Here is a 13441-nt window from a genome sequence, read left to right as displayed (position 1 = left end):
ACTTTTCCATGCGGGTCGGAGTACTGACCGGAGGCGGCGACTGCCCCGGGCTCAACGCCGTCATCCGGGGCGTCGTCCGCAAGGGCGTGCAGGAGTACGGCTACGACTTCGTCGGCTTCCGGGACGGCTGGCGCGGTCCCCTGGAGGGCGACACCGTCCAGCTCGACATCCCCGCGGTCCGCGGCATCCTGCCGCGCGGGGGCACCATCCTCGGTTCGTCGCGCACCAACCCCTTCAAGGCGGAGAACGGGGTCCGCCGCATCAAGGAGAACCTCACCAAGTACGAGGTCGACTCCCTCATCGCGATCGGCGGCGAGGACACGCTCGGCGTCGCGGCCCGGCTCACCGACGAGTACGGCGTACCGGTCGTCGGCGTGCCCAAGACCATCGACAACGACCTCTCCGCCACCGACTACACGTTCGGCTTCGACACGGCGGTCGGCATCGCGACCGAGGCGATCGACCGCCTGCACACCACCGCCGAGTCCCACATGCGCGTCCTGGTCGTCGAGGTCATGGGCCGCCACGCGGGCTGGATCGCGCTGCACTCGGGCCTCGCGGGCGGCGCCAACGTCATCCTCATCCCCGAGCAGCGCTTCGACGTCGACCAGGTCTGCGCCTGGGTGACCTCGCGCTTCAAGGCGTCGTACGCCCCGATCGTGGTCGTCGCCGAAGGGGCGATGCCCAAGGACGGCGAGATGGTCCTCAAGGACGGGACGCAGGACTCCTTCGGGCACGTCAGGCTCTCCGGCGTCGGCGAGTGGCTGGCCAAGGAGATCGAGGGCCGCACCGGCAAGGAGGCGCGCACCACGGTGCTCGGCCACGTCCAGCGCGGCGGCACGCCCAGCGCCTTCGACCGCTGGCTCGCCACCCGCTTCGGGCTGCACGCGATCGAGGCCGTCAAGGACGGCGACTTCGGGAAGATGGTGGCGCTCCAGGGCACGGACGTCGTCCGCGTCCCGATCGCCCAGGCCACGGCGAAGCTGAAGACGGTGGACCCGGCGCTGTACAAGGAGGTCGGGGTCTTCTTCGGCTGAGCGTGGCGGCCCCGTAAGGCCGGGCGCCCCGCAAGGGGCGCGGGGAACTGCGCGCTCAGCCCCCAGCGCCCCGCAGTCGAAAGAACCACGCAGGGACGGCACCCCGGCTCCAGGTGCCGTCCCGGAGGCGATTACCTAGACTCCCGCCCATGGAGATCCTCGCATTTGGTGTGCAGTCGGACGAAAAGCCGCTGATCGAGAAGGCTTTCGCGGGCCACCACGAGGTCCGCTGCCTCGACGTCTTCCTCAACGAGGACACCGCTCCCATCGCCGCCGGCTACGAGATCGTCTCCTCCAGCGTCAACGCCACCCTCAACAACCGGGTGCTCCAGACCCTCGCGGCCGGCGGCACGCAGCTGATCGCCCAGCGCTCCACCGGGTTCAACAACATCGACCTCCAGGTCGCCGAGCGCCTCGGCCTGACCGTCGCCCGCGTCTCGTCCTACTCGCCGTACTCGGTGGCCGAGTTCGCCTGGACCCTCGCGATGGCCGTCAACCGCCGCATCGTGCGCGCGAGCAACCGCACCCGCGACTTCGACTTCCGCCTCGACGGCCTGATGGGCCGCGATCTGCGCGGCCGCACCGTCGGCGTGCTCGGCACCGGCAAGATCGGCGAGGCGTTCACCCGGATCGCGCACGGCTTCGGCATGAACCTGCTCGGCTGGGACGTCGCGCGGAACCCGGCCTGCGTCGAGCTCGGCATGACGTACGTCGAGAAGGACAAGCTCTTCGCCGAGGCCGACCTGATCAGCCTGCACGTCCCGCTGCTCCCCGCGACGCAGCACATCATCGGCGCCGACGCGCTGCGCATGATGAAGGACGACGCGATCCTCGTGAACTCCAGCCGAGGCGGTCTGATCGACACCGAGGCGCTGGTCGCCGAATTGCGCGCGGGGCGCTTCACGGGCGTGGGCCTCGACGTGTACGAGGCGGAGGCCGGGCTCTTCTTCCTCGACAAGTCCCTGGAGGTCGTCGAGGACGACACCCTGGCCCGCCTCGTCACCTTCCCCAACGTCGTGGTGACCTCGCACCAGGCGTACTACACCGTGGACGCGGTCGGCCAGATCATCGACACCACGGTGCGGAACGTCCTGGACTACCGGGCGGGCCGCCGCTCGGAGAACGTGCTGGTCCCCGCGGCGCCCAAGAGCTGACCGAGCAGCTCCCGCACGATCGCCGCGCCGCGCAGGGTGAGCACCGACTCCGGATGGAACTGCACGCCTCCGAAGCCGGGACCGCGCACCGCGTGCACCTCGCCGTTCGCCGCGTCCCTGCTGACCTCGACGCCGTGCGCGGCCAGCTCGGCCGCCGCCTCGTCGTCGCAGCGCGCCACGAAGCTGTTGTAGAACCCGACCGTCTCGGGCCGCCCGAACAGGTCGACGCGGGTCTGCGCGCCCTGGTGGGGCACGTCCTTCCTGACGATCTCCAGGCCGAGCTCGGCCGCGATCAGCTCGTGGCCCAGGCAGACGCCGAGAACGCCGTGCCGGTGCTTCCCGATCACCTCCGCCGCGAGCGAGCGCAGGAACCGCATCTTCGGATCGGTGAGGTCGGACGGGTCGCCGGGGCCCGGACCGAGCACGACAGGCCCCTCGTGCGCGAGGACCTCCTCGCGCAGCCCCGGCTCGTCGTAGCGGCGCACGGAGACGGTCAGCCCCGACGAGCGCAGGACGTGCGCGAGCATCGCGGTGAACGTGTCCTCGCCGTCCACGACGAGCGCGTGCCCGGCCAGCTCGCGCGACGGCTCCTGCATCCGCAGCCAGAACGGCGCGAGCCCGGACCGCCGCCCGTCCAGGGCCGCCCGCACGCGCGGGTCGTCGGCAAGCGCGGGGCGCGCGTCCTCGTGCCGCGGCCTGCCGGGACGTACGCCCAGGGCCGCGAGCACCCCCGCGGCCTTCGCGTGCGTCTCGGCGACCTCGCCCGCCGGATCCGAGCCGCGCACCAGCGTCGCGCCGACCGGGACCCGCAGGCGCCCGGCAGGGGAGATGTCGGCGGTACGGATCAGGATGGGGGAGTCCAGGGTCTGCGCGCCGCCCGCGTCACGGCCGATGAGGGCGAGGGCCCCCGCGTAGTAGCCGCGGCCCCCTGCCTCGTGGCGCTCGATGACCCGGCAGGCGTTCTGCACGGGAGAGCCGGTGACGGTCGCCGCGAACATCGTCTCCTTGAGGACCTCGCGCACGTCCAGCGACGACTTGCCCCTCAACTCGTACTCGGTGTGCGCGAGATGGGCCATCTCCTTGAGGCGGGGGCCGACCACGACACCGCCCATGTCGCCCACCGTGCACATCATCTTGAGCTCCTCGTCGACGACCATCGAGAGCTCCTCGATCTCCTTGCCGTCGGCGAGGAAGGCGAGCAGGTCCTCGGGGGTCGGCCCCTCGGCGGGGTAGCGGTAGGTTCCGCTGATGGGGTTCATGACGACGGTCCCGCCGGACATCCGCACGTGCACCTCGGGGCTGGCGCCCACCAGCGTGCGCTCCCCGGTGTGCACGACGTACGTCCAGTAGGCGCCCCGCTCGCCGAGCAGCAGCCGCCGGAAGAGCGCGAGGGCGTCGGCCCTGCCGAAGCCGGGGATCTCCCCCTCGTACGTGCGGCGGATGACGAAGTTGGCCCCCTCGCCCCGGCCGATCTCGTCCCGCAGGACGCGCTCGACGATGCGCCCGTAGTGCTCGTCGTCCACGTCGAAGGCCCCGCCCTCGACCCGCACCTCGTGGGAGGGCAGCGCGTCGAGGGCTTCGTCGAGCGGGAGTTCGTACGTCTGCTCGGGGGCCAGGACCGTCAGCGGCGTGCCGTCGTCGCGGACGTCGAAGCCGCGCTCCCTGATCTGCCGGAAGGGGACGAGGGCGAGGCCCTCGGGGATGTCGGCGAGCCGTTCGTAGGTGGCCGTCGGACCGGTCAGGACCTCGACCGTGTCGTGGTCGCGCCCCGGCGTGCGGCGGCGGAGCAGGGCGAACGGGCGGTCGTCGGCAAGGAGTTCTGTCAGCTGCATCGGTGTGGTTCCTTCTCACGGGGAGAGGAACGGCCCGGGGCGTGGAACGCGGAAGGCCGCCCTCTCGGGCGGCCTTCGCGAGTCTGTGGGTACGCGCAGTCAGTGGGCCGCCGGTTGAGCGGGCCACCACCAGTTTCGGATCGTCGTCTGCGCGAGCATGTGCCGCACCCTAGCGCATCGGCGCGCCGCTCTCCTGCGTGTCGGCTCCGTCTCACTTCGTGAGCGGGTGAAGGGGCGGGGCGCATCACCCCGTAATGTTGACGGGGTGACCGTGAACGCTAAGACCACCACCGGTGGCAACACCTGGCGAGACCTTCCCGCGGCGCAGCAGCCCGAGTACCCCGATGCCGAGGCTCTGCGCGATGTGATCGCGGACCTCGAGTCGTATCCGCCGCTCGTCTTCGCGGGCGAGTGCGATCAGCTGCGCGCCCGACTGGCGTCCGTTGCCAAGGGCGAGGCGTTCCTGCTCCAGGGGGGCGACTGCGCCGAGGCCTTCGACGCCGTATCGGCCGATCACATCCGGAACAAGCTGAAGACGCTGCTCCAGATGGGCGCCGTCCTCACGTACGCGGCGTCCGTGCCCGTCGTGAAGGTGGGCCGCATCGCGGGGCAGTACTCGAAGCCGCGATCCAAGGGCACCGAGACCCGCGACGGGGTGACGCTCCCGACCTACCGGGGCGACTCCGTCAACGGCTTCGACTTCAACGAGAAGGCCCGGATCCCCGACCCCGAGCGCCTGAAGCGGATGTACAACGCCTCCGCGTCGACGCTCAACCTGGTGCGCGCCTTCACCACGGGCGGCTACGCGGACCTGCGCCAGGTGCACGCCTGGAACCAGGACTTCGTGAAGTCCTCGCCGTCCGGCCAGCGCTACGAGCAGCTCGCGCGCGAGATCGACAACGCGCTCAACTTCATGCGCGCCTGCGGGACGGACCCGGAGGAGTTCAAGACCGTCGAGTTCTTCGCCTCGCACGAGGCGCTGCTCCTGGACTACGAGTCGGCGCTGACCCGCGTGGACTCCCGCACCGGGCGGCTGTACGACACGTCGGGCCACATGGTGTGGATCGGCGAGCGCACCCGCCAGCTGGACCACGCGCACGTCGAGTTCGCCTCGAAGATCCGCAACCCCATCGGCATCAAGCTCGGCCCGACGACGACGGCCGAGGAGGCGCTGCAGTACATCGAGCGCCTCGACCCCGACCGGGAGCCGGGGCGGCTGACCTTCATCGTCCGCATGGGCGCCGACAAGGTCCGCGACAAGCTTCCCGAGCTCGTCGAGAAGGTCACCGCGTCCGGCGCGACCGTCGCCTGGATCACCGACCCGATGCACGGCAACACGTACGAGGCGGCATCGGGCCACAAGACCCGCCGCTTCGACGACGTGCTCGACGAGGTCAAGGGCTTCTTCGAGGTCCACAAGGCGCTCGGCACGCACCCGGGCGGCATCCACGTCGAGCTCACCGGTGACGACGTCACCGAGTGCGTGGGCGGCGGCGACGAGATCTTCGTCGACGACCTGCACCAGCGCTACGAGACGGCCTGCGACCCGCGGCTCAACCGCAGCCAGTCGCTGGACCTGGCGTTCCTGGTCGCGGAGATGTACCGGGACCAGTAGGTCGCTTCGGAGGGTTCTCTTCGTACGGTTCTCTTCGTACGTACGAGTGGGGCGCGGATCCATGTGATCCGCGCCCCACCGTCGTACCCGGGGCTTTTGTGTGCCCGATGTCGCGGGTAAGGTTAGGTTAGCCTCACCGATCAATCGGGACGGCGCCACCGATAAGTGCTGTCCGGGAGGTGAACCGCGTGTACGTCTGCAACTGCTTCGGGGTCACCGAGGCGCAGGTGAAGAAGCACGCGGAGGACGGTGCCTGCACCCCCCGCCAGATAGCCTCGGCCTGCAAGGCGGGCACGGACTGTGGTTCGTGCGTACGACGCATCCAGGCGCTGCTCGGCCGTGGCGCGTGCCCCCGCAGGGAGCTCGTGGAGCAGGGCGAGCCGGTGCTCTCCGGGCTCGACGAGGCGGCCTAGCCGCCGACGGGCTAGCCCTCCGGCTGCTCGATCAGCTGCGAGATGTAGAGGGCCTCGCCCAGCTTCTCGACCAGTTCCAGCTGGGTGTCGAGATAGTCGATGTGGTGCTCCTCGTCGGCCAGGATCGACTCGAAGATGTTCGCGGACGTGATGTCTCCCTTGCCGCGCATCACCTCGATCCCGCGCTTGAGGCGGTCGATCGCCTCGACCTCGACCTGCCGGTCGGCCTGGAACATCTCGGTGACCGTCTGGCCCACGCGGACGTGGAAGAGCCGCTGGTAATTGGGCAGGCCGTCGAGGAAGAGGATCCGGTCGGTGAGCACCTCCGCGTGCTTCATCTCGTCGATCGACTCGGACCTGGTGTATTTGGCGAGCTTGGTCCAGCCGAAGTTCTCCTGCATCTTGGCGTGGAGAAAGTACTGGTTGATCGCCGTCAGCTCGGCGGTCAGCTGCTCGTTCAGAAACTCGATGACCTCGGGGTCGCCCTGCATCGCAGAGGCTCCTTCCACGCGGGTGACTGGGCAGGTAGCGCGCATCCTTGCACCGGCGTTCGGAAGCCGTCCAGTAAGTGCACGCTTAGTAGGAGTTGCCCGAATCCGCCTATGCCGGGCTTCGCCTGGTCACGTCCACCGCCCCGGGTCTGTCAGGATGGAGGCATGGGTCAGCCGGCGGAACGCGCATCTGGAGAGGCAGCGGAGCCGGAGCTTCCGCCGGGTCAGCGGCTGCAGCGCGGCTGGCCGGTCACGCACTACGGGCCCGTGCCGAAATTCCGCGCCGAGCGCTGGGAGTTCAGGGTCTTCGGGGCCACCGCCGACGGCGAGAAGCACTGCTGGACGCACGAGGAGTTCTCCGGCCTGCCGTACGACACGGTCGTGGCCGATCTGCACTGCGTGACGAAGTTCAGCATGCTGGGCGCCGAATGGGGTGGTGTACCGGCCCGCGCGCTCCTGGAGATCGCACCGCCCGCGCCCACCGCCACCCATGTGATGGTCTGGGCCGAGTACGGCTTCAGCTCGAACCTGCGGATGGCGGACTTCCGGTCCGAGCGCACGATCTTCGCCACCCACAAGGGCGGCGAGCTGCTCACCGCCGAGCACGGCTTCCCGCTGCGGCTCGTGGTGCCGCACCTGTACGCCTGGAAGGGCCCCAAGTGGGTCAGGGGCATCGAGTACATGACCGCCGACCGCCGCGGCTTCTGGGAGGAGCGCGGCTATCACAACGTCGGCGATCCCTGGCGCGAGCAGCGCTACTCCTACCAGGAGGAGCCCGGGGACGGCCCCGAGCTCTAGTCCCGCTCTAGTCTCGCGCGGCGCTGTCGTGCCAGGTCAGTGGTGGTACTGGTGCACCACGGCGTGGCCCTTGCCGCGGCCGATCATCCACTTGTTCACCGGTGTCGTGATCACGAACGCGGCGGCCAGGGCGATGGCCAGGACCCACCAGAACATCGCGTCCCCGAGGTGCGCGTCCATGGCGCCGGGCCAGAGTGCGATCACGCCGTTGTCGATCAGCTCCATCGCGGCGATGGACAGGGTGTCGGCGGCGAGCGCCACCCGGAACGCCGTCTTGAAGTCGACGCCCGCCTTGCGGATGCCGCGCAGCGTGAGGGCGTAGCCGAAGGCGAAGGCCAGGACGATCGCGAGGATCATCGTGGGCATGTTGCCCCAGCCGAGCGCGGTGCCGATGATCATGCCGAGCACCTCGCCGATGGCGCAGCCGGTGAGGCAGTGCAGCGTGGCCTGAGCGGCCATGCGCCAGCTGACCTTGCCGATGCCGTGCGCGTGGCCGTGGTGCGCGTGCTCGGCGTGCGTGTCGTGCTCCATGAGGATCCCCCAACGTCGGATAGCGGTTCCTGCCGCCTGGCAAGAACCGTATACCCCCCAGGGGTATTCCTCAAGGGATCTTCGCGGGCCCTCTAGCGCCCCCTCAGCTCCTTCAGGCGCGCCACGTCCGCCGCGTGCCCCTCCTTGCCGCCCGGCGTCTCGATGACCAGCGGCACGCCCTCGGTGGCGGGGTGGGTCATCAGCTCGCGGAACGGCTCCTCGCCGATGTGGCCGGTGCCGATGTTCTCGTGGCGGTCCTTGTGGGCGCCGACCACGTCCTTGGAGTCGTTGGCGTGCACGAGCTTCAGACGGCCCTCGCCGACCGTGTCCACCAGCAGGTCCAGGGTCTGCTTCATGCCGCCGGGGCCCGCCAGGTCGTGGCCCGCCGCGAAGATGTGGCAGGTGTCCAGGCAGACGCCCAGCTTGGGGTGGGAGTCCAGCGCCTCGAAGTACGGTCCGAAGTCCCAGGTGCGGGAGCAGAGCGAGGAACCCTGGCCCGCGGTCGACTCCAGGAGCAGGAACGGGTCGTCGTCGTGCGTCAGCTCGTCGAGCAGCGGCAGCATGCGGTCGCGCACCTGCCGCAGGGCCACCGCGCGCTCCCGGCCGCCGGTCGCCGAGCCGGTGTGCACGACGACGCCGAGGGCACCGATCGCCCTGGCCCTGCGCAGCGAGTGGCGCAGGGACTCCACGGACTTCTCGACGGTGGCCTCGGTGTGCGAGCCGAAGTTGATCAGGTAGGGCGCGTGGACGTACGCCGGGATGTTCTCGGCGGCGCAGGCCGCGCGGAACTCCTCGTCCTGCTTCGGGTTGCCGGGCGGTGTCGCCCAGCCGCGCGGGTTGGCCACGAAGACCTGGACGGTCTCCGCGGCCAGCTCACGGGCGTACGAGAGGCCGACGGACGCGAGCCCTCCGGCCACCGGGACGTGGCCGCCGACGGGATTGCGGGACGCGCCCTGGGGCGGTGTGCTGTTCGGGGACGGCGTGCTGGGGGACTTGTCGCTGCTCACGCCGTCCAGGGTGGCACGCGCGCGGGGTGATCCCGCCAGCGGTCCACCCCGGCCGGGGGCTCAGCGGATCGTGATGGTGATCGACGAGCCCTTGGGCGCCTCGTCGCCGCCCTCCACCGACTGCTCCTTCACGGTGTCCCCGAAGAGGCCGAGCAGCCCGCGGTCCTTGTCCACCTCGAAGCCCGCGCCCTCCAGCTTGGAGGTGGCCTCGCCGACGCTCATGCCGGTCACGTCCGGGACCTCGACCATCACCGGGCCCTTGGAGATCGTCAGGGTGACCGTGTCGCCCTCGGCGAGCTCCGTGCCCTCGACGGGGGACTGCTTGGCGACGCTGCCCTTGTCCTCGTCGGAGAAGGCCCGCTTCTCCGCGATCTCGACCTTGAGACCGGCCTCCTCCAGCTCGGAGACGGCGTCCTCCTCGGAGTCGCCCGTCACGTCAGGGGCCGAGATCGGGGCGCCCTTGGAGACGACGAGGGCGACGGCCGAACCCGCCTTGCGCGTGAACCCGGCCCGCGGCTCCGTGCTGATCACGGTGCCCCTCTTGACGTCCTCGTTGAACTTCTCGGTGACCATGCCCGGTTCGAGCCCGGAGCTCTTCAGCTCCTTCTTCGCCGTCGCGAGGGCGATGCCCTTGACGTCGGGGACCTTCACGGTCTCCGGCCCTCGCGAGACGGTCAGCGTCACCCTGCCGTTGTCACGGATGCGCTCACCGGCCGCCGGATCGGTGGCCATGACGGTGCCGCGCTTGTCGGTGTCGCTGTACGCGTGCTTGACCTCCTTCACGTCGAGCCCGGCCTCGTCGAGGCGCTTCTTGGCCTGCGCCTCGGTCTTCGTGAGGAGCGGCGGGACCTTCGTGAACTGGCCGGAGTTGATGTACCAGACGCCCGCGCCGAGCCCCAGGACGAGGAGCACGGCGGTGATCACCGCGACCGTCCGGCGGCGCGGGTCGAGCCGCCTTCGCGAGGCCCGCGCGGGGGCGGGCGGCGCGGGCGGCGGGGTGGGCAGGACGCTGGTGCGGTTGAGGGCGTCCTGGTCGTCCTGCCCGCTCTCCTCGGGGAGCGCCAGCTGGACGGAGCGCGCCGCGCGCGGGATCACGTGCGTACGGTCGTCGGCGTTGTCGTGGTCCGCGTGCGCCTGCGGCGGCACCGCGTCCAGCTGCTCCTCGGTGAGGGCGGACCGGGCCTGCCGCAGTTGCGCGAGCAGCGCCACCGCGTCGTACGGACGGACGTCGGGGGTGCGGGCGGTGGCGGACGCGACCAGCTCGTCGAGTTCGTAGGCGAGGCCGGGGACGGCGGCCGACGGGGGCGGCACGTCCTCGTTGAGGTGCTGGTAGAGCACCTGGGCCGGGGAGTCACCGGAGTGCGGCTTGGCGCCGGTCAGCATTTCGTAGAGCACGACCCCGCAGGCGTACACGTCGACGCGGGTGTCCGACGTGCCGTGCTCGATCTGCTCGGGGGCGAGGTAGGAGACGGTCCCGAGGACGGTGCCGGTCGTGTTCGTGACGGTGTCCACCGCGCGCACGAGCCCGAAGTCGGCGACCTTGACCCGGCCGTCGTCCCCTATGAGCACGTTCTCCGGCTTCATGTCGCGGTGCACGAACCCGGCGCGGTGCGCGGCGCCGAGCGCCGCGAGGACCGGCTCCAGGATGTCGAGCGCGGCCCGGGGGCGCAGGGCTCCGCGGTCGCGCAGGACGTCACGCAGGGTGCAGCCCGCGATGTACTCCATCGCCAGATAGACGTACGAACCGTCCGTGCCCTGGTCGAAGACGCCGACCACGTTCGGATGGGAGAGGCGGGCGACCGACTTGGCCTCGCGGATGAAGCGGTCGACGAAGGTGGCGTCGGCGGCCAGCGTCGGGTGCATCACCTTGAGCGCGAGCACGCGGTCGAGGCGGGTGTCCACGGCCCGGTAGACCGTGGCCATCCCGCCGACCGCGATGCGCCCGTCGATCCGGTAACGGCCGTCGAGCAGCTGCCCGACGAGCGGGTCCTGAAGGGTCGTGTCCACGGAGGGGAGTCTACGAGCCACCACCGACACGCCGTCCCGTCCGGGGGGATTCACAGCAGTAATGCAGCCGAGCTGTAACAGGCCCCCCGGGGAGCCGGGCCTCCCGGCGGCCGGGCCCCTGAGCGGCCGGGCCCCTCAGAACGCGGGCCGCTCCGGATCGAGGCGTGCCATGCCCTCCTCCGGAGAGGACGCCTCCGCGAAGTGCCGCCGCGGGATCCGCCCGGCCCGGTGCGCGAGACGCCCCGCCTCGACGCCGTGCCGCATGGCCTCGGCCATCAGGACCGGCTCCTGCGCCCGGGTCACCGCGGAGGCGAGCATCACACCGGCGCAGCCCAGCTCCATCGCGAGCGCCGCGTCGGACGCGGTGCCCGCGCCCGCGTCCAGGATCACCGGCACGCGCGCGTGCTCCACGATCAGCTGGAAGTTGTGCGGATTGCGGATGCCGAGCCCGGAGCCGATGGGGGAGCCGAGCGGCATGATCGCCGCGCAGCCCGCGTCCTCCAGCTTCCGCGCGAGGACCGGATCGTCGTTGGTGTACGGGAGCACGGTGAAGCCGTCGTCGACCAGGACCTCCGCGGCGTCCAGGAGCTCGATCGGGTCGGGCAGCAGGGTGCGCTCGTCCGCGATGACCTCCAGCTTCACGAGGTCGGTGCCGAGCGCCTCACGCGCGAGACGGGCGGTGAGGACGGCCTCGCCCGCGGTGAAGCAGCCCGCCGTGTTCGGCAGGACGCGGATGCCGAGCCGGTCGAGGACGGAGAGCACGGAGCCCTGCACGCCCGGGTCGAGGCGGCGCATCGCGACGGTCGTCAGCTCGGTGCCCGACGCGACGAGGGAACGCTCAAGGACGTCCAGGCTCGGTGCCCCGCCGGTGCCCATGATCAGGCGCGAGGAGAGGGTCAGACCGCCGATGCCGAAGGGGTCGTCTGCCATGGTCGCTTCAGCCTCCCTGGACGGCGGTGAGTACTTCGACGCGGTCGCCCGAACTGAGCGCGGTGCTGGACCAGCGCGTGCGGGGCACGACGGTTTCGTTGAGGGCGGCGGCCACTCCGGAGTGGGCCGTCGTGAGGGTGGCGACGAGGGCGCCGAGCGTGGTGCCGGGGGCGACGTCCCGTACGTCCCCGTTGAGGGAGACCGAGAAGGACAGCGGTGTGGTGGTCATGCGGGCTGCTCCGTAAGGGCGGCAGAAGTGGCGGCAGAGGTGGCGGGAGGAGGCGCGGTGGGGGAGTCGGCGAAGCGCCGTGGTGTGAACGGGCGGGCCTCGTCCGGCAGTTCACCGGTGACCAGGGCGTGCGCCAGCACGTCACCCGTGATGGGCGTCAGCAGGACGCCGTTGCGGTAGTGGCCGGTGGCCAGCTGAAGCCCGGGCAGGCGCGTCGGGCCGAGCATCGGCGCGTTGTCGGGGGAGCCGGGGCGCAGGCCCGCGCGGGTCTCGGTGAGCGGCAGTTCCGTGATGCCGGGGACGAGCTCGTGGGCGTCCCTGAGCAGCTCGTAGACGCCGCCCGCGGTGACCGTGGTGTCCCAGCCCAGCTCCTCGCTGGTCGCGCCGACCACGAGCTCGCCGTTCTCCCGGGGCACCAGATAGACGTGGCTGCCGCGCACCACGGCCCGCACGGTGCGGCTGAGGAACGGCGCGTACGCCCTCGGCACCGTCAGCCTGAGCACCTGCCCCTTCACGGGGCGCACGGGCGGCAGGACGTCGTCGGGAACGCCCGCGAGGCGCCCGCTGAGGCTGCCCGCGGCGAGCACGACCTGCCCCGCGGTCAGCTCGGTGCCGTCCGCGGTGACGACGCCGCGGGCCCGGTCGCGGACGACGGAGAGGCGCTCGGCCCAGGCGCGGTGGAAGACGACACCGGCCCGCTCGCAGGCCACCAGAAGGGCCGCGGTCAGCCGACGCGGGTCGACCTGGTGGTCGCCGTCGACCCGCAGCCCGCCGCGCACGCCCGGGGCGAGCATCGGTTCGAGGCGGCGGCACTCGCGGCCGGTCAGCCACTCCGACGCGAGCCCCGAATCGCGCTGCAACGCGTGCAGTTCGCGCAGATGGGCGCGGTCGTCGGAGTCGAGCGCCACGGCGAGCGTGCCGCACGCGCGGTAGCCGATGTCGTGACCGCTCGCCTCGGTCAGCTCGGCGGCGAAGTCCGGATAGCGCCGCGCCGACGCGAGGTTGAGGCCGAGCAGGGTCTGCTCGCCGTAGTGCAGCTCGGTGACGGCGGCCAGCATGCCCGCGGCGACCTGGGCCGCGCCGCCGCCGGGTGCGGGGTCCACGACCGCGGTGGACAGGCCGCGCTGGGCCGCCCGCCAGGCCGTGACCAGGCCGATGATGCCGCCTCCCACGACGAGGACGTCAGCGGTGGCGGACGGTGTCGCGGGCGGTGGTGTCGTAGGTGAATGCATGGGCGTCCAGCCCCTCCCTTCGCCGGCATGACCCGGATCAGGTTCGTACGGTCGGAGGCCGTCCCAGCCTCCCTCTCAGCCCGGTGCGTCCGGGCTCCCGCGAGTGCTCTGCACCGCCAGCCTAGCCCGTCGCTTCCGGCCGCAGTAGGGGAGCTGTCCGGGTAT

General features: G+C 71.2%; 13 protein-coding genes and 1 riboswitch. Of the genes, 5 read left to right on the top strand and 8 right to left on the bottom strand.

The window, feature by feature from the left end:
• Positions 1-8 precede the first annotated feature (8 nt).
• Together KY5_RS10590 and KY5_RS10585 are read left to right on the top strand one after the other, a co-directional pair.
• The gene (locus KY5_RS10590) at positions 9-1037 is read left to right on the top strand and encodes a 6-phosphofructokinase (protein ID WP_098241997.1); all 1029 of its coding nucleotides are present in this window, start codon (positions 9-11) and stop codon (positions 1035-1037) included.
• Positions 1038-1186: 149 nt separating this feature from the next.
• Positions 1187-2191 (top strand): 2-hydroxyacid dehydrogenase, encoded by a 1005-nt coding sequence (locus KY5_RS10585; RefSeq protein ID WP_098241996.1) that lies wholly within the window; start codon positions 1187-1189, stop codon positions 2189-2191.
• Here KY5_RS10585 and KY5_RS10580 read toward each other — a convergent pair.
• A complete protein-coding gene (locus KY5_RS10580; protein ID WP_098241995.1) occupies positions 2134-4023 on the bottom strand; it encodes an anthranilate synthase family protein in 1890 nt (629 codons plus the stop codon). The genes KY5_RS10585 and KY5_RS10580 overlap by 58 nt on opposite strands.
• Before the next feature lie 265 nt (positions 4024-4288).
• On the opposite strand from KY5_RS10580, the gene KY5_RS10575 reads away from it, so the two are divergent.
• Together KY5_RS10575 and KY5_RS10570 are read left to right on the top strand one after the other, a co-directional pair.
• On the top strand, positions 4289-5638 hold the full coding sequence (locus tag KY5_RS10575; protein ID WP_098241994.1) for a class II 3-deoxy-7-phosphoheptulonate synthase: 1350 nt from the start codon (positions 4289-4291) through the stop codon (positions 5636-5638).
• A gap of 179 nt (positions 5639-5817) precedes the next feature.
• Positions 5818-6051 (top strand): (2Fe-2S)-binding protein, encoded by a 234-nt coding sequence (locus KY5_RS10570; protein WP_199843016.1) that lies wholly within the window; start codon positions 5818-5820, stop codon positions 6049-6051.
• Positions 6052-6062: 11 nt separating this feature from the next.
• Here KY5_RS10570 and bfr read toward each other — a convergent pair whose 3' ends face one another.
• Entirely contained in the window at positions 6063-6542 is a 480-nt protein-coding gene (gene bfr, locus KY5_RS10565) for a bacterioferritin (protein ID WP_098241992.1), read from the bottom strand.
• Positions 6543-6707: 165 nt separating this feature from the next.
• Between bfr and KY5_RS10560 the strand changes: the two genes are divergently transcribed.
• Positions 6708-7340, top strand: a complete 633-nt coding sequence (locus KY5_RS10560) for a sulfite oxidase-like oxidoreductase (RefSeq protein WP_098241991.1) — start codon at positions 6708-6710, stop codon at positions 7338-7340.
• Between the two features lie 36 nt (positions 7341-7376).
• Here KY5_RS10560 and KY5_RS10555 read toward each other — a convergent pair whose 3' ends face one another.
• The 6 genes from KY5_RS10555 to thiO form a co-directional block, all read right to left on the bottom strand.
• Complete coding sequence (locus KY5_RS10555; protein ID WP_098241990.1) at positions 7377-7871, bottom strand: DUF4396 domain-containing protein; 495 nt, start codon at positions 7869-7871, stop codon at positions 7377-7379.
• Between the two features lie 92 nt (positions 7872-7963).
• On the bottom strand, positions 7964-8878 hold the full coding sequence (locus KY5_RS10550) for a deoxyribonuclease IV (RefSeq protein WP_098241989.1): 915 nt from the start codon (positions 8876-8878) through the stop codon (positions 7964-7966).
• A 60-nt stretch (positions 8879-8938) separates the two neighbouring features.
• On the bottom strand, positions 8939-10885 hold the full coding sequence (pknB, locus tag KY5_RS10545; protein ID WP_098241988.1) for a Stk1 family PASTA domain-containing Ser/Thr kinase: 1947 nt from the start codon (positions 10883-10885) through the stop codon (positions 8939-8941).
• Between the two features lie 135 nt (positions 10886-11020).
• A complete protein-coding gene (locus tag KY5_RS10540; RefSeq protein WP_098241987.1) occupies positions 11021-11815 on the bottom strand; it encodes a thiazole synthase in 795 nt (264 codons plus the stop codon).
• A 7-nt stretch (positions 11816-11822) separates the two neighbouring features.
• Positions 11823-12044: a sulfur carrier protein ThiS gene (gene thiS, locus KY5_RS10535; RefSeq protein ID WP_098241986.1), complete on the bottom strand. Its 222-nt coding sequence runs from the start codon at positions 12042-12044 to the stop codon at positions 11823-11825.
• Positions 12041-13276, bottom strand: coding sequence for a glycine oxidase ThiO (thiO, locus tag KY5_RS10530; protein ID WP_098241985.1), 1236 nt, complete (start codon positions 13274-13276; stop codon positions 12041-12043). Before thiO ends, thiS begins: the two co-directional genes overlap by 4 nt.
• A riboswitch (TPP riboswitch) is annotated at positions 13274-13387 on the bottom strand. Its footprint overlaps the gene before it by 3 nt.
• Between the last annotated feature and the right edge of the window lie 54 nt (positions 13388-13441).

Source organism: Streptomyces formicae (assembly GCF_002556545.1).
Classification (GTDB): domain Bacteria; phylum Actinomycetota; class Actinomycetes; order Streptomycetales; family Streptomycetaceae; genus Streptomyces; species Streptomyces formicae_A.
The sequence above is the reverse complement of the archived record's forward strand: the minus strand, read 5'-3'. Positions and strand labels throughout refer to the sequence as shown.